This is a genomic window from Bartonella sp. HY328 (genome assembly GCF_025449335.1).
GTDB lineage: Bacteria > Pseudomonadota > Alphaproteobacteria > Rhizobiales > Rhizobiaceae > HY038.
Map to the genome: position 1 here is coordinate 1,252,743 of NZ_CP104883.1, position 17,868 is coordinate 1,270,610.

Genomic DNA, 17,868 nt, shown 5'->3' on the forward strand with positions numbered 1-17,868 from the left:
CAAAGGCAACCCGATGGATTTGCAAAGGTGCAAGTCCGTTAATTGGAGAGAGACAGTGGAAAAAGCGGAAAAACGCGAATTTGTCACATGGCTCAATGGGACCTTTAATGAGTCCGGTTCTGTCGTTGTGGCCCACTATTCCGGTCTCACTGTTGCGCAGATTAATGATCTTCGTACGAAGATGCGCGCAGCAGGTGGTTCCGTTAAAGTCGCGAAAAACCGCCTTGCCAAAATCGCTCTTCAGGGCACTGAATCAGAAGCTATTGCTAGTTTGTTCACCGGACAAACTGTTATTGCTTATGCTGCTGATCCAATTACAGCACCTAAGGTTGCTGTAGATTTTGCTAAAACGAATGCCAAATTGGTTATTCTTGGTGGTGCAATGGGTGCGACTGCCCTCGATGCTGATGGTGTGAAGTCTTTGGCTTCCTTGCCTTCACTCGACGAGCTTCGTGGCAAGTTGGTTGGTATGATTTCAACCCCAGCTACACGTATCGCATTGGTCACTCAAGCGCCTGCAGGTCAACTTGCTCGCGTTGTTGGTGCATATGCTCGGAAGAACGAGGCGGCTTAAGGCCGTTTCTCGCTGTCAATAGTTCAAATCTTTTAATTAGTTAGGAATATAATATGGCTGATCTCGCAAAGATCGTTGAAGAACTTTCAGCATTGACTGTTATGGAAGCTGCTGAGCTTTCAAAGATGCTTGAAGAAAAATGGGGCGTTTCTGCTGCTGCTCCTGTAGCTGTAGCTGCTGCTGCTGGTCCTGCTGCTGCTGCTGAAGAAGAAAAGACAGAATTCGACGTAATTCTTGTTGATGGTGGCGCACAGAAAATTAACGTTATTAAAGAAGTTCGCGGTCTTACCGGTCTTGGTCTTAAAGAAGCAAAGGACCTCGTTGATGGTGCTCCTAAGCCTGTTAAAGAAGGTGTTTCTAAAGACGAAGCTGAAAAAGTTAAAGCTACTCTTGAAGCAGCTGGCGCTAAGGTTGAGCTTAAGTAATATATTTATTCCGGCGGGGAAACCCGCCGGTCTAATTTAAGTTGGAACGAACCCTTTTCCTGACAGTTCGGTGGCTGTCAGGAAACGGGTTTAACCCGTTAAAGGATCCAAATCAATTGGGCGGTAGTATTGCTTAAATTTGGATTTATATTCTGGGCATATTTTACCGGTTGAATGGGTGAAAATGCCGATCGGTATAGCACTACAATCTTGGTGATGTGGTGCAATGGAAGCAGCTCCAAAGGTGTGGCCGCCAATGGAGCAAAGATCGAGGAGCGACGATGGCTCAGACCCTATCATTCAACGGTCGTAAGCGCGTACGCAAATTTTTTGGTAGAATCCCAGAAGTAGCTGAGATGCCGAACCTTATTGAGGTTCAAAAGTCATCATATGATCAGTTCCTTATGGTTGATGAGCCAAAAGGTGGGCGTCCGGATGAAGGCTTGCAGGCGGTATTCAAATCAGTATTCCCAATGACGGATTTTGCGGGCGCTTCAATGCTCGAATTCGTTCGTTATGAATTTGAAGCCCCCAAGTTCGATGTTGAAGAATGTCGTCAACGTGATTTAACTTATGCTGCGCCACTTAAAGTGACGTTGCGTTTAATCGTGTTTGATATTGATGAAGATACTGGCTCTAAATCCATTAAGGATATTAAAGAGCAAGATGTATATATGGGCGATATGCCGCTTATGACTGATAACGGTACATTTATCGTTAATGGTACAGAGCGCGTTATTGTATCGCAGATGCACCGTTCTCCCGGTGTGTTTTTTGATCATGATAAAGGTAAATCCCATTCATCTGGCAAATTGTTATTTGCCGCGCGTGTGATTCCTTATCGTGGTTCATGGCTCGATATTGAATTTGATGCCAAGGATGTGATTTATACTCGTATAGATCGTCGTCGTAAATTGCCAGTCACCAGTTTACTGATGGCTTTGGGTATGGATGGGCAGGAAATCCTTTCTACCTATTATAATACGATACATTATGTTCGTGATGGCGAAGAATGGCGTATTCCGTTTTCGGTTGATCGCTTTAAAGGCGTCAAGCTTGTTGCAGATTTGATTGATGCTGATACGGGTGAGGTTGTTGCTGAAGCTGGTCGCAAGCTAACAACACGTGCTGCGAAGCAATTGGTTGAAAATGGCCTTAAAGCCGTTAAAGCTACTAATGACGATCTTTTAGGTTCCTATCTTGCTGAAGATATCGTTAATTATTCAACTGGTGAGATCTTCCTTGAAGCCGGCGATGAACTAGACGAAAAATCTTTAAAGATTCTTCTCGATACCGGTGAAGACGAAATCAATATTCTTGATATTGATCACGTTAATGTTGGTGCTTATATCCGCAATACTTTGGCTGCAGATAAAAATGAAAGCCGTCAAGAAGCATTGTTCGATATTTATCGCGTGATGCGTCCTGGTGAGCCGCCAACATTAGATACTGCCGAAGCAATGTTTGAATCATTGTTCTTTGATGCAGAGCGTTATGATTTATCGGCTGTTGGTCGCGTCAAGATGAATATGCGTCTTGAGCTTGACTGTCCTGATACTATTCGCGTTTTGCGTAAAGAAGATATTGTTGCAGTATTGAAGATGTTGGTCGAATTGCGCGATGGTCGCGGTGAGATTGATGATATCGATAATCTTGGCAATAGACGTGTGCGCTCCGTTGGCGAGTTGATGGAAAATCAATATCGCGTTGGCTTGCTCCGTATGGAGCGCGCTATTAAAGAGCGTATGTCTTCGGTTGAAATCGATACGGTTATGCCGCAAGATTTGATCAATGCCAAGCCAGCTGCCGCTGCGGTACGTGAATTTTTTGGTTCTTCTCAGCTTTCACAGTTTATGGATCAGACCAATCCATTGTCTGAAATTACCCATAAGCGTCGTATGTCAGCATTGGGGCCTGGTGGTTTAACACGTGAGCGTGCTGGCTTTGAAGTACGCGACGTGCATCCAACCCATTATGGTCGTATCTGCCCGATTGAAACGCCTGAAGGTCCAAATATTGGTCTTATCAATTCGCTTGCAACTTTTGCCCGCGTTAATAAATATGGCTTTATCGAAAGCCCATATCGTAAAATTATCGACGGTAAGGTAACAAGTGATGTTATCTATCTTTCAGCTATGGAAGAGTCTAAGCATTATATTGCTCAGGCTAATTCGCTTTTGGATGGTGAAGGGCGCTTTACCGAAGAATTCGTTGTTTGTCGTCACGCTAACGAAGTTCTCATGGCTCCTAAAGACCATGTTGATTTGATGGACGTTTCGCCAAAGCAGCTTGTTTCCGTTGCTGCAGCGCTTATTCCATTCTTGGAAAACGACGATGCCAACCGCGCCTTGATGGGGTCGAACATGCAACGTCAGGCCGTGCCTTTGGTACGTTCTGAAGCACCTTTTGTTGGTACTGGTATGGAAGCCGTAGTTGCCCGTGATTCTGGTGCGGCTATTGTTGCAAAACGTACAGGTATTGTTGACCAAGTTGATGCTACTCGTGTGGTTATCCGCGCGATGGAAGACTTGGATCCAACCAAATCTGGCGTTGATATTTATCGCTTGCAAAAGTTCCAACGTTCCAACCAATCGACCTGCATCAATCAGCGTCCATTGGTAACCGTTGGTGATCGCATCGAAAAAGGCGATATTATTGCTGATGGTCCATCGACTGATCTTGGTGACTTGGCTCTTGGTCGTAACGTGCTGGTCGCGTTTATGCCTTGGAATGGCTATAATTACGAAGATTCGATTTTGTTGTCAGAGCGTATTGTTGCCGATGACGTCTTCACTTCAATCCATATTGAAGAATTCGAAGTCGCTGCTCGTGATACCAAGCTTGGACCTGAAGAAATTACTCGCGATATTCCAAATGTTTCGGAAGAAGCGCTTAAGAATCTCGACGAAGCCGGTATTGTTTATATTGGTGCTGAAGTTCAGCCAGGTGATATTCTTGTTGGTAAGATTACGCCTAAGGGTGAAAGTCCGATGACACCGGAAGAAAAATTGCTTCGCGCGATTTTCGGTGAAAAAGCTTCAGACGTTCGTGATACTTCAATGCGTATGTCGCCAGGTACTTTTGGTACTGTTGTGGAAGTGCGCGTTTTCAATCGCCATGGCGTTGAAAAAGATGAACGTGCAATGGCCATTGAACGGGAAGAAATTGAAAGTCTAGCAAAAGACCGTGATGACGAACAATCGATTCTTGATCGTAGCGTTTATGCGCGTCTTGTCGATCTATTAACCGGTCGTGTTGCTATCGCTGGTCCTAAGAGCTTCAAAAAGGGTACCACTCTTGATGCCAATATCATGAACGAGTATCCGCGTTCGCAATGGTGGCAATTTGCTGTTGAAGATGAAAAACTTCAAAGCGAACTTGAAGCGATGCGCACTCAATATGACGAATCTAAAAAGCGTCTTGAACAACGCTTCATGGATAAGGTTGAGAAGGTACAGCGCGGCGATGAAATGTTGCCTGGTGTCATGAAAATGGTTAAGGTTTTTGTGGCTGTTAAGCGCAAAATCCAACCAGGTGATAAGATGGCTGGTCGTCACGGTAATAAGGGTGTGGTTTCACGCATTCTTCCCGTTGAGGATATGCCATTCTTGGAAGATGGTACTCACGTAGATATCGTGCTTAACCCACTTGGCGTGCCAAGTCGTATGAATGTTGGACAGATTCTAGAAACCCACCTTGGTTGGGCTTGTGCCGGTATGGGCAAGCAGATTGGTGAAATGCTAGAACTCTATAAGCAATCAGGCGATGTAACACCATTGCGCCATCGTATTGAGGCTATCATTCCGGATAATGACCGTAATGAGCCAGTGCGTCATTATGATGAAGACAGCGTTGTGCGTCTTGCAGATCAAATGAAGCATGGTGTTTGCATTGCAACACCGGTTTTTGATGGTGCTCATGAGCCAGACATCAATGATGCGCTTGAGCAAGCAGGTCTTTCGACCTCTGGTCAGGTTACTCTATACGATGGTCGTACGGGTGAATCTTTTGATCGTCAGGTAACAGTTGGCTATATTTATATGCTTAAACTGCACCACTTGGTTGATGATAAGATCCATGCTCGTTCTATCGGACCTTACTCGCTTGTTACCCAGCAACCGCTTGGTGGTAAAGCTCAGTTTGGTGGTCAGCGTTTCGGTGAAATGGAGGTCTGGGCTTTGGAAGCTTATGGTGCCGCCTATACCTTGCAGGAAATGCTTACCGTTAAATCCGATGACGTTGCAGGTCGTACCAAGGTTTATGAAGCTATCGTCCGTGGTGATGATACGTTTGAAGCCGGTATTCCTGAAAGCTTTAACGTGCTTGTTAAGGAAATGCGTTCACTTGGCCTTGATGTAGAGCTTGATAATACCAGTGAGTTGATTGCTGCGCAAAATGCTCTGCCGGATGCGGCCGAATAAAATGCCGAAAATGAAGATCATGCCAGATTTCTGGCGTGATCTTTGCCTGTCTTATCTAGCTGTTGCAGCTTAAAACGGGCAAAGCAGGATTTTTCTGATCTAAATTATTCCTGTTTAAAACCGATTTTTATTGAGATGACGGATCGCTCATCACAGCAGACTCGATTTTGAAGAGTCTTAAGGAGAACGGCATGAACCAAGAGGTCATGAATCTTTTCAATCCTCAGACGACAGCTCAGACATTCGATTCTATTCGAATTTCAATTGCTAGTCCTGAGAAGATTCTGTCCTGGTCTTATGGCGAGATCAAGAAGCCAGAGACCATTAATTACCGTACGTTTAAACCAGAACGTGACGGTCTTTTCTGCGCCCGTATTTTTGGCCCGATCAAAGATTATGAATGTCTTTGCGGCAAATATAAGCGTATGAAATATAAGGGCATTATTTGTGAAAAATGCGGCGTTGAAGTAACACTTTCACGCGTTCGTCGCGAACGTATGGGCCATATTGAGCTTGCAGCACCTGTAGCTCATATTTGGTTCTTGAAGTCACTGCCAAGTCGTATTGGTACTTTGCTTGATATGCCGTTAAAGGATATCGAGCGCGTACTTTATTTTGAAAACTACATCGTAACCGAAACCGGTCTTACTTCATTGAAGCAACATCAATTGCTTTCTGAAGAAGAATATATGATGGCAGTTGATGAATTTGGTGAAGACCAGTTTACAGCTTTAATTGGTGCAGAAGCTATTTATGAGCTTTTGGCTTCAATGGAGCTTGAAAAAATTGCTGGTGATTTACGGGCTGAATTTGCCGAAACAACTTCTGAGTTAAAACAAAAGAAATTGTTGAAGCGCTCGAAAATCGTTGAAAACTTCCTTGAATCTGGTAATCGTCCTGAATGGATGATTATGAAAATCGTACCGGTTATCCCACCTGATTTGCGCCCATTGGTGCCACTTGATGGTGGTCGTTTTGCGACTTCAGATTTGAATGACCTTTATCGCCGCGTTATCAATCGTAACAATCGTTTGAAGCGTTTGATCGAATTGCGCGCACCTGGTATCATTATTCGCAACGAAAAGCGTATGCTTCAAGAAGCGGTTGATGCTTTGTTTGATAATGGTCGTCGTGGCCGCGTTATCACTGGCGCTAATAAGCGTCCGTTGAAATCGCTTTCTGATATGCTTAAGGGTAAGCAAGGTCGTTTCCGTCAAAACTTGCTCGGTAAACGCGTTGACTATTCAGGTCGTTCAGTTATCGTGACTGGTCCCGAACTTAAATTGCATCAATGTGGCTTGCCTAAAAAAATGGCGCTTGAATTGTTCAAGCCCTTTATTTATGCGCGTCTTGATGCCAAGGGTTACTCTTCTACTGTGAAGCAGGCCAAGAAATTGGTGGAAAAAGAACGTCCTGAAGTTTGGGATATTCTTGACGAAGTTATTCGCGAGCATCCAGTTTTACTTAACCGTGCGCCAACCCTTCACCGTCTTGGTATTCAAGCATTTGAACCAGTTTTGATTGAAGGTAAAGCTATCCATCTTCATCCGCTTGTTTGTACAGCATTTAATGCTGACTTTGACGGCGATCAGATGGCTGTTCACGTTCCATTGTCGCTTGAAGCTCAGCTTGAAGCCCGCGTCTTGATGATGTCGACCAATAATATCTTGCACCCTGCAAATGGTGCGCCAATTATCGTTCCATCTCAGGATATGATTCTTGGTCTTTATTATCTTTCGATTAAAGCCGAGCGCGAGCCAGGTGAAGGCATGATTTTTGCTGATCAAGGTGAGTTAAGTCATGCTTTGGAAACCAAAGCTGTGACGCTGCATACCAAGATTAAAGGTCGCTACAAGAATATTGATGAAAATGGCAATTGGGTATCAAAAGTTTATGATACAACGCCAGGTCGTCTTATTGTTGGTGAATTGCTGCCTAAAAATCCAAATGTCCAATTTGATATTGTCAACCAAGAATTGACTAAGAAAAATATCTCAAAGATGATTGACCACGTCTATCGTCATTGTGGACAGAAGGAAACAGTGATTTTCTGTGACCGTATCATGCAGCTTGGTTTTGCTCATGCATGTCGTGCCGGTATTTCGTTTGGTAAGGACGATATGGTCATTCCTGATAGCAAGGCGCGCCTTGTTGCTGAAACCGAAGCATTGGCAAAAGAATATGAGCAACAATATAATGATGGTTTGATTACTCAAGGTGAAAAATACAACAAGGTTGTTGACGCTTGGGGTAAATGTACAGACCGCGTTGCTGAAGAAATGATGAAGCGCATTCAGGCTGTTGAGTTTGATCCTGCAACGGGTCGTCAAAAACAGATGAATTCGATTTATATGATGTCGCATTCGGGTGCTCGTGGTTCTGCAAACCAGATGAAGCAGCTTGGTGGTATGCGCGGTCTTATGGCTAAGCCTTCTGGTGAAATTATCGAAACTCCGATTATTTCAAACTTTAAAGAAGGCCTAACCGTGAATGAGTACTTCAACTCAACCCACGGAGCACGTAAAGGTCTTGCTGATACGGCGCTTAAAACTGCTAACTCTGGTTACTTGACACGTCGTCTTGTAGATGTTGCACAAGATGCAATCATTTCGCAAGTGGATTGCGGCACTGTTAAGGGCCTCACCATGCAGCCAATCGTCGATGCGGGTCAGATCGTTGCGTCGATCGGTCAGCGCGTGCTTGGTCGTACAGCCTTGCTTGACATTCTTCATCCAATTTCGGGTGAAATCATTGTTGAAGCTGGCCGCATGATTGAAGAGGCAGACGTTGCCAAGATTGAAGAAGCTGGTATTCAAACCATTCAGATCCGTTCAGCCCTTACCTGTGAAACACGTTATGGTGTTTGCGCTAAGTGTTACGGTCGCGATCTTGCACGTGGTACACCGGTTAACCAAGGTGAAGCTGTTGGCGTTATCGCTGCGCAGTCGATTGGTGAACCAGGTACCCAGCTAACCATGCGTACCTTCCACTTGGGTGGTACAGCGCAGGTTGTCGATTCTTCTTATCTTGAAGCTTCTTATGAAGGTCATGTTGAATTGCGTAACCGCAATGTTGTTCGTAACTCCGAAGGTAATTTGGTAGTTATGGGCCGTAACATGGCTGTGCTTATTAAGGATGCAACAGGTAAGGAACGCGCATCGCATCGTGTGTCATACGGCTCTCATTTGTTTGTTGATGATGGTGATGTGGTAAAACGCGGTCAACGCTTGGCCGAGTGGGATCCATATACCCGTCCAATCTTAACTGAAGTTGATGGTTATATCGGCTTTGAAGACATGATCGATGGTCTTTCTGTTACAGAAACCGCCGATGAGTCTACAGGTATTACCAAGCGTCAGGTTATTGATTGGCGTGCAAATCCACGCGGCGCAGAATTGAAGCCTGCAATTATCCTTACCGATAAGAAGGGTAAAATTGCAAAGCTTGCTCGTGGTGGTGAAGCTCGTTACATGGTGTCTATGGCAACGATTTTATCAGTTGAGCCTGGAGCCCATGTACAAGCGGGTGATGTTATTGCCCGTCTGCCAATGGAAAGCACCAAGACTAAGGATATTACCGGTGGTCTTCCACGCGTTGCTGAATTGTTTGAAGCACGCCGTCCAAAAGACCATGCGGTTATCGCTGAAATCAGTGGTACAATCCGCTTTGCACGTGATTATAAGAACAAACGTCGTATTCTTATTGAGCCAGATGATAATACAGAAGAGCCAGCAGAATATTTGATCCCTAAAGGTAAGCCTTTCCACTTCCAGGATGGTGATCAGATCGAAAAGGGCGATTATGTACTTGATGGTAATCCAGCACCGCATGACATCCTTGCAATTAAGGGTGTTGAAGCTTTGGCTTCTTATCTCGTAAACGAGGTTCAAGAAGTTTATCGCTTACAGGGCGTGTTGATTAACGATAAGCACATTGAAGTTATCGTGCGTCAGATGTTGCAGAAGGTTGAAATTACTCAATCTGGTGAATCTGGTTATATCGTTGGTGATCATGTCGATCGTATCGAACTTGAAGAAGTTAATGAACGCTTGATTGAAGAAGGTAAAGCACCTGCACTTGGTAATCCAGTTCTACTCGGTATTACTAAGGCATCCTTGCAAACACCTTCCTTTATCTCGGCTGCTTCCTTCCAGGAAACAACTCGTGTTCTTACTGAAGCTTCAGTTGCAGGTAAGATTGATACATTGCAAGGATTGAAGGAAAACATCATTGTTGGCCGCCTTATTCCTGCAGGTACTGGTGGTAGCATGGCACAAATCCGCCGCATTGCTACAACTCGTGATGATCTTATTGTTGACGAGCGTCGCAAATCAACTGGCGCGGAAACAGCAAGTGCAATGCTTACCGATATGACTGAAAACGCATCTGCTGCGGAATAGGTTTTATTGATTTAAAAAAATAAAGCCCGCTTTTGGTTAACAAAAGCGGGCTTTTCTTTTATTAGGTAATGGTTTTCATATATGCGCGATTACTGAAAGACATTATTATTTTGATACGTGAAATAAAGAAAAAAGCAGCTTTAAAATCATGCAATATTTTCAATGTCGATACGACAAGATTGTAATTAAGATGAGCAAGCCATCTAAATCATTATCGAATGAAAATTTTTAGCCACATGGCAAAAAGGGCAGGGGCACAAAAGATGGCGAAACTCTTGTGATGCTATGGTAACCAATAGCAATACTAAACAGAAGGCAATCGCATTGCTTTGTTTATGGTGTATAATATTAATTAGCTGCTTGGAAATTTGCATCACTCGTAACATTTTAGGGATGCTTATAGATACGAGCCAACAACAAAAAGAGTATAGCTATTCTTACCAAGAGATTTTTATCTATCACTACCCTTGAGGTGATAATGTTAAAATAATAATCTTATTGTGGTCTTTTTTAACTATATGTTTAATGCGGTCTTTGATATTTATTGCGGCTCAATTTTATCGATTAAGGGGTCAGGTCGGGCAAAAAGTTCAAGCTTATGCATGTCAACAAAAACAACACGAGACCCATCGACTTTGATACCATGTTTGGCAAGTTGTGAAAATGAACGAGAGAGGTTTTCAGCTGTCATGCCAAGGTAGCGCGCAATTAACCGCTTTTCACATGGTAAATCAATGAAATGGGTTTGATTTTGCTGTTTGGCAAATTTGATGAGAAAATTGGCCAACCGTTCAGATGATGAGCGTAATTTTTGGTTTTTGAGTTCTTTAACAGTATGACGATAGCGTTTTGCCAATTCGCGGACAACGGCACGCATAAAGGTTATATCTTCTTCAATGGCTTGGCGAACTTGTTCTGCAGGTATCATCAGCACTGTAGCATCGCTTAAAGTCCGCGCTGATTGCAGGCAAACATCGTCATTTAAAACCGCTGCTAAAATGAAAAGGCCGACTGGTTCAACAATATCAAGGATGGTTTGTTTTTCCTCTGTATAGGAAAACATCTCGATATTACCCTCGATTAAGATATATAAAAAATCAGCACGTTGATTTTGATGAATTAAAACAACGCCTTCTGGAAAATTTTGTAAAAAGCCGCCATTGATCAATGATTGAAAGGTTTCTTCTTTCACATTGGCAAATAATTCTAATTGCCTGACGGCTGCAATATCCTCGGGCCTCATCATTCATCCTTTTACATTGTAATTTAAATGATAATATGAAAATTACAATATTAGTTTAACAAGAACGCTTATTCCTCCTTGTTTTACAATATCACAATCATATTTAAAAGTGTTTTTGTTCTATTTTGGTAAACAAAAATATACTTTCACTTATTTGTTGTGATGGTATTTTAAAATAAATTTCAAATATTTATATAGTATTTTATTATAACATTTTTTTATAAATTTGAAAAATTTTCTGATTTTATTGTTTTTATGAGAAAAAAACTTTCACGATATAGGGGCCTGCTCCCCAAACAAGTGTCCAAGCTGCGGATCCGATAATATTAGCAGCGAGAAATTTATGAAATGTCATGCCGCCTGATCCTGCAATGATGCCATTTAATTGTCGAGCAATTACAATAAATCTTGCGGTTGCAACAAAGAAAAAACCTTTTTGGTTGAGTTGGTTTTCAAATTTATCTAGCCGCTCTGGTGTCAGTTTAATCAAATAGCCATAGCGCAACAAAAGATTTTTACCACCGAAATGACCGATTGCATATCCAGTACAATCGCCAAGGACACTTCCCAAAAAACAAGCTAATAATAAACCAGGCAAACTTAGCTTGCCAGCTGCGGCGAGCAGTGATCCAACCACTAATCCGCTTTCGCCAGGTAAAGGTAGCCCTAAGGATTCAAAATACAGAATAAAGAAATAGGCGACTATTCCATAGTGTTGAATATAGGTTTCTAGCCAAATTTCAATTGCGTGCATTGTTTACTCTATCAAGTTGTTACTGTATTTTTGGCAAAATTGATGGGTATTGGTGAACTCAACAATCTCATAGTATTTTGAAGGCGTCTATCTATTGATTAAGTGATTGCGCGCCTTAATCTTCGGTTTTAGCGCATGGTCGACAAGTGGAAGTTGATTTAGCTTCTGACCCTTATTGCTCTAAAAATGTCTTTACATCATTGAAAGCTATATTGATTGGTCGTTTATCATACTAAAAATAAATTCGGCATATGTTCAGTTTTCTTTTTTAATAGAGTGCTAACATGGATTTTGAAATGCACTTATTTGTGAGTTTTAATTGCTGAAACCTTTAAAATTGTTTTTAGCGCTATATTTTTTATTTTGTTGTCCGTGCTTCGTTATTTTTGCAAGTTTTTGCAAAGCATATTTTCAAATATCCGTTAAGGCTTGTTATCGCATTTAATGTTTTTGAAAAGAAAAAACTATTATCGCTTAAGTGTTTGTTTATGAATGTTATTTATACTTTATGAATAAAAGTTAAGCTAAAGTTAAGAAAATGCTGGACATAGCAAATCAGTTTTGATTCATTGCGGCTATTCAAGTGCTGTATATGCGAATCAGTTGCAGTGATTTCTAATCTTTGGAAGAGGGGCCGGCTATGGCAAGAATGGACGCGTTGGACGCGGCCAAGGGAGCGTTTGCTGATAAAAAAAAGCCGATAAAGAAGCGGCTTGATATGTCAGCGCATGTGAACCTTGTTTCAGGTCCAGCCTATAAGCGTTTGTTACGAATGGAGCCGTGGATGCGGCGTTCTATTCCTTTGCTTATTGCTTTTTTTCTTATTATTTTAGCACTTGTTCGTGGTCTTTCGCTTTATGAGTGGCGTGTTGGCATTGAAAGCAGCTCCCGTGCAGCCTTAACCCTTTCAACCGGTCATATAGCCTCCGCCATAGATCGTGCTGCCTCAATGAATAGTGCGGCAAAGGGCAAATTATCAAATGCAGCGTTGCAAGATATTTTATTGCGTTTTCGCAGTGCAAGTTTAGTTAATCCCTCAGCTGTTATCGCAATTGTTGATCGAGATGGTGTAGTTGTTGCGGCATCTGGTTTTGAGCCTTTGATCGGTAAGCCTTTATCGGAGCAAGTAAGTGATGCACAGGCTTTGTTTGTAATGGGGGCAGGGGCTGGTATCATGGATATTGCTGTCAATAATGAACCAGCCTACGCCGCAGTGAGCGAAACTCCCGCTTATGGTATTTTTGTTGCCCTCTCTCAACAAAAAATGTTGGCTGATTGGCGCAAGACCCTATCGCTTAATATTACTTTGTTTGCCGGTACGGTCGGGGTGATGCTGGCTATTCTTTACGCTTATTTTAGTCAAGCAACAAGAGCTCGTGATGCTGATGCTATCGCTGACCGTATCCAGCAGCGTATTGATACGGCGATGGTGCGTGGTCGTTGTGGCTTGTGGGATTGGGATGTTGCGCGAGGCCGCATTTACTGGTCGCGTTCCATGTATGAAATGCTAGGCTATCGCTCCTATGATGCCTTGCTTTCTGTATCCGAGGTAGCAGCAATTGTTGATCCTAATGATTTTGATCTTTATGATGTTGCCCGCCGTGCGATGAATGGTGAGATGGATCATATTGATGTAAACGTGCCTATGCGCCATAGCGATGGGCACTATGTCTGGATGCGTATCCGCGCCGAAGTTGCAGGATATGATGAGCCGCATCTTGTCGGCATTTCCTTTGATGTTAGCGAGCAACATCAATTTGCAGAACAAACCGCAAAGGCTGACCGACGTATTCGCGATGCGATTGAAAATATTTCAGAAGCATTTGTGCTTTGGGATGCTGATGGTCGGTTGGTTATGTCGAATAGTAAATATAGAGAACATGCTGCCCTATCTGCCAATCTTTTGGTTCCCGGCGCTTCTCGTGCTTATATCGAGGCACAAGCCCGTGCTCCGGTTCTTGAGACTGTGCTTGAAAATGATGAAGAGGGCAATACAGCTTATGAGCGTAAGCTCCATGATGGTAAGTGGTTAAAGGTTAATGAGCGGCGCACTGAGGACGGTGGTTTTGTTTCAGTGGGTACGGATATTTCAGCCCTTAAAGAAGCTGCCCAAAAATCTATTGATGCACAAAAACGCTTGTATAATTTTGTCAATGAGCTGCGTACATCGCGTACTGCCCAAAAACAAAAAACTGAGCAAGTTTCGCTTCTTAATGAGCAGTTGAAAGAGGAAAAGGATCGCGCTGAAAGTGCAAACCGCGCCAAATCTGAGTTTTTAGCCAATATGTCCCATGAATTGCGCACGCCCTTAAATGCAATTATCGGTTTTTCACAGATGATGAGTGCTGGAACCTTTGGGCCGCTCGGCAATGAACGCTATAATGAATATATGGAAGATATTACCAAGTCTGGTACACATCTATTGACATTGATTAATGATATTTTAGATATGTCTAAAATTGAAGCTGGTCGTTTCTCTATTGATCGTGAGCAGCTTGATGCTGCAACGGTTATGAATGATACTTTGCGTATTATGGCAATTACTGCACAGGAAAAACATGTGGCATTGGCAGCTAAAGTATCACAAACCATGCCAATGCATGCAGATAGTCGCGCTTTAAAGCAGATTTTCTTAAATCTTGTATCCAATGCGGTAAAGTTTACACCTGCTGGTGGTCATGTATCTGTTCATAGTTCTATTAAAAACAAAATGTTGTTTGTAACGATAGCAGATAGTGGGGTGGGGATTCCAAAGGCGGCCTTAAATAAATTAGGGCAGCCATTTGAACAGGTAGAAAATCAGTTTACTAAAACCCATACTGGGTCTGGTCTTGGCCTTGCTATTTCGCGTTCATTGATTGAATTACATGGTGGTACGTTGCGCATTTTCTCACGCGAGGGCAAGGGTACTATCGTAAGCTTACGCATGCCAGTGAAGTAAACACTCTTTTATCAGGCTTTTACAAGGTTTGCTGCTTGGGTTATCTGTTGAGTGTGTTAGGCCGCGAATGGGCTATCAAATTTACTGCCTCCTTGTATAAATCAAAGAAAAGCCAATAGGCAATGTTTGATATTGATAGACAGCATCAATAATTTCGCTTATGGTTTTCGCATCATGTGGGTGGTGCTATGAAGATAAAAAAAATTCTACCATTTTTTGCTTTAACCGTTTTATTGGTTTCCTGTGGGACGATGTCCCATACATCGTTATTCAAGCCAGGTGCGACGCTTGCACAAAAGCAAGGCGATCTTGATCGCTGTAAAATAGCATCATTTAAACAAGTGCCAGCAGAGTTAAGTACAACCGTTAATGGTGGGTTTTATGACCCAGGTTATGTGAGTTGTGTTGGTACTGGCGGTGGCGGTGCTTTTTGTCGTAGAGTTGGCGGTGTTTATATTCCACCAACTTATTCAACTGTTGATCGCAATGAAAACTTGCGCTGGCGTTATGTGCAAGGTTGTTTAAAGCAGAAGGGTTATGATGTCATTACCAATTTGCGTCCATGTACAAATGACGCGCAAAAGCAGCAGGCATTAGCCGCCAAAAACATTAGTGATCTCGTCTGTAATCCTGATTCTAGTCTAGATTATTGATTGAATTGGCTTGTTGTTTGGATTTTGAATAAAGCGAGCTGAGTGGGTAGGCGTGACTTAATTTGTCAGCTCGCATATGTTTAATGTTTATTGTTTGTCAAATCGATTATGAGCCTTTTGCCTACGCTAAAGTTCTCGTCCTATGTTTTGGCTATGTCAAACAATCGTCTTAATGTGGATTTCTACAAATGTGATAGAATATTGCCATTATGACAATTGCATTTTTTGCTAAAATTCATTAATTGCTATGCATGAGCACAAAACATCCTGACAGTATCCTTATTATTGATTTCGGCAGCCAAGTAACGCAGCTTATTGCAAGACGTGTGCGTGAAGCTGGCGTTTATTCTGAAGTCGTTCCTTTTCAATCGGCAGTTGAAGGTTTTCATCGTATAAAGCCTAAGGCCGTTATCCTATCAGGCAGCCCGCATTCTACCACTGATATTGGTAGCCCGCGTGCGCCACAAGAAATATTTGAAGCTGGTATTCCAGTTCTTGGCATTTGCTATGGTGAGCAAACCATGTGCGAGCAATTGGGTGGCAAGGTAGAGGCTGGCCATGATCGCGAATTTGGTCGAGCTTTTTTACAAGTTGACCAAGATAGCCCGTTATTTGACGGCGTTTGGGAAAAAGGCTCGCGCCATCAAGTCTGGATGAGCCATGGTGATCGCGTTGTTGCCTTGCCAGAAGGCTTTAAAGTGATTGGTACATCGCAAGGTGCTCCTTTTGCGGCGATTGCTGATGAAAAACGTCATTTTTATGCCGTACAATTTCATCCTGAAGTGGTCCATACACCTGATGGCCATTTGTTAATCCAAAACTTTGTCCATAAAATTGCTGGTCTTAAAGGCGATTGGACAATGGCCGCCTATCGTGAACAAGCTATTGCAGCGATTCGTAGCCAAGTTGGTGGCGCAAAAGTTATCTGTGGCCTATCGGGCGGCGTTGATTCTTCTGTGGCAGCCGTTCTTATTCATGAAGCAATTGGTGATCAGCTTACTTGTATTTTTGTCGATCACGGCTTATTGCGTAAAAATGAAGCAGCAGAAGTTGTTTCAATGTTCCGCGAGACCTATAATATCCCGCTTGTCCATGTTGATGCGTCGGATATGTTTATTGATGCCCTTGAAGGGGTGAGCGATCCTGAAGAAAAGCGCAAAACTATTGGTCGCTTGTTTATTGAAGTGTTTGAAGCGGAAGCCAAAAAAATTGGCGGTGCAGAATTTTTGGCGCAAGGTACGCTTTATCCTGACGTTATTGAAAGCGTGTCCTTTACAGGTGGCCCTTCGGTTACCATTAAAAGCCATCACAATGTTGGCGGCTTGCCTGAGCGCATGAATATGAAATTGCTTGAACCTTTGCGTGAATTGTTCAAGGATGAAGTGCGCGCGCTTGGTCGTGAGCTTGGTTTGCCTGCAAGTTTTATTGGTCGCCATCCTTTCCCTGGCCCTGGTCTTGCTATTCGTTGTCCAGGCGGCATTACCCGTGAAAAATTAAATATTTTGCGCGAAGCCGATGCAATCTATCTTGATGAAATTCGCAATGCTGGTCTTTATGATGTGATTTGGCAGGCTTTTGCTGTATTGCTTCCAGTACAAACTGTTGGCGTTATGGGCGATGGTCGCACCTATGAATTTGTTTGTGCTCTGCGTGCTGTAACTTCGGTTGATGGTATGACGGCTGATTTTTATCACTATGATATGGATTTCCTCGGCCGTGCTGCAACCCGCATTATTAATGAAGTGCGTGGTATTAATCGTGTTGTTTATGATGTGACATCAAAACCACCTGGCACTATCGAGTGGGAATGATTCAGGTTCTTATTTTCAGTTTGAAAAAATAAAATATCATACGTAACTATTTAAATATAAAGTTAAAAATAAAATTTCCTATTTTTGTGATGTGTGGGGTAATTTACTAAAAGTTGGGTAATTTGTGGATATTTAGCTTATAGTGGTTTTGTTAGTTTTTCTATTTTACCGTTAATATTGACTCTTATTGGGTGAATAAAAAGCCTATCTTTTTGTTTTTAATGTATAAAACATTAATTTGATGGGTAACGGTAAAATATGAAAAGACTAAGTTACATGCTGAATAATGCCACATTAAAACAATTATAAGCACATGATAAATTATATAAGGTAAGTGATGCTGATGGGCTTTGTGTCCGTGTCGCAGTCACCGGAACCATATCTTTCCATTTTGACTAAAAACTAAGCGGACAGAAGGAAACTGTGCAATTCGGGCGCTATGACAATGAGAATGGAATTTCTCTTGTTGAAGCGCGCGAAATGCTTGCTGATGCAAGGAAGTTGATAGAGCAGGGGCGTTCTCCGGCTAAATAAAAGCAGTTGTTAAAGCATAATATACAACTGAATGCGTGGTTTTCAAATATTGCTGCACAATGGTTTCAAGCAATTACTATGCCCGAAAATATGAAATCTATGTATATGGCTG

Annotated in this window: 10 protein-coding genes; 7 read left to right on the forward strand and 3 right to left on the reverse strand. The window is 42.6% G+C overall.

Annotation, left to right across the window (positions count from 1 at the left end):
• The first annotated feature begins 55 nt into the window (after nt 1-55).
• Nucleotides 56-574 (forward strand): 50S ribosomal protein L10, encoded by a 519-nt coding sequence (gene rplJ, locus N5852_RS05280; protein WP_182419630.1) that lies wholly within the window; start codon nt 56-58, stop codon nt 572-574.
• 53 nt (nt 575-627) lie between these two features.
• Nucleotides 628-999: a 50S ribosomal protein L7/L12 gene (gene rplL, locus N5852_RS05285; protein ID WP_182419005.1), complete on the forward strand. Its 372-nt coding sequence runs from the start codon at nt 628-630 to the stop codon at nt 997-999.
• A 90-nt stretch (nt 1,000-1,089) separates the two neighbouring features.
• On the opposite strand, the gene N5852_RS05290 is transcribed toward rplL, so the two are convergent.
• On the reverse strand, nt 1,090-1,299 hold the full coding sequence (locus tag N5852_RS05290; RefSeq protein WP_262080012.1) for a hypothetical protein: 210 nt from the start codon (nt 1,297-1,299) through the stop codon (nt 1,090-1,092).
• On the opposite strand from N5852_RS05290, the gene rpoB reads away from it, so the two are divergent.
• Nucleotides 1,281-5,420: a DNA-directed RNA polymerase subunit beta gene (gene rpoB, locus N5852_RS05295; RefSeq protein WP_262099378.1), complete on the forward strand. Its 4,140-nt coding sequence runs from the start codon at nt 1,281-1,283 to the stop codon at nt 5,418-5,420. The two genes, N5852_RS05290 and rpoB, sit on opposite strands and share 19 nt — an antisense overlap.
• 191 nt (nt 5,421-5,611) lie before the next feature.
• On the forward strand, nt 5,612-9,820 hold the full coding sequence (gene rpoC, locus N5852_RS05300; protein ID WP_262099379.1) for a DNA-directed RNA polymerase subunit beta': 4,209 nt from the start codon (nt 5,612-5,614) through the stop codon (nt 9,818-9,820).
• A 541-nt stretch (nt 9,821-10,361) separates the two neighbouring features.
• On the opposite strand, the gene N5852_RS05305 is transcribed toward rpoC, so the two are convergent.
• Nucleotides 10,362-11,066 (reverse strand): cyclic nucleotide-binding domain-containing protein, encoded by a 705-nt coding sequence (locus tag N5852_RS05305; protein ID WP_262099380.1) that lies wholly within the window; start codon nt 11,064-11,066, stop codon nt 10,362-10,364.
• Between the two features lie 250 nt (nt 11,067-11,316).
• Entirely contained in the window at nt 11,317-11,817 is a 501-nt protein-coding gene (locus N5852_RS05310; RefSeq protein ID WP_262099381.1) for a DedA family protein, read from the reverse strand.
• Nucleotides 11,818-12,457: 640 nt separating this feature from the next.
• On the opposite strand from N5852_RS05310, the gene N5852_RS05315 reads away from it, so the two are divergent.
• The 3 genes from N5852_RS05315 to guaA all read left to right on the forward strand — a co-directional run bounded on the left by N5852_RS05315 (nt 12,458) and on the right by guaA (nt 17,222).
• Nucleotides 12,458-14,758, forward strand: coding sequence for a cache domain-containing sensor histidine kinase (locus N5852_RS05315; protein ID WP_262099382.1), 2,301 nt, complete (start codon nt 12,458-12,460; stop codon nt 14,756-14,758).
• 188 nt (nt 14,759-14,946) lie between these two features.
• The gene (locus N5852_RS05320) at nt 14,947-15,411 is read left to right on the forward strand and encodes a hypothetical protein (RefSeq protein WP_262099383.1); all 465 of its coding nucleotides are present in this window, start codon (nt 14,947-14,949) and stop codon (nt 15,409-15,411) included.
• A 251-nt stretch (nt 15,412-15,662) separates the two neighbouring features.
• On the forward strand, nt 15,663-17,222 hold the full coding sequence (guaA, locus tag N5852_RS05325; RefSeq protein ID WP_262099384.1) for a glutamine-hydrolyzing GMP synthase: 1,560 nt from the start codon (nt 15,663-15,665) through the stop codon (nt 17,220-17,222).
• The last annotated feature ends 646 nt before the right edge of the window (nt 17,223-17,868 follow it).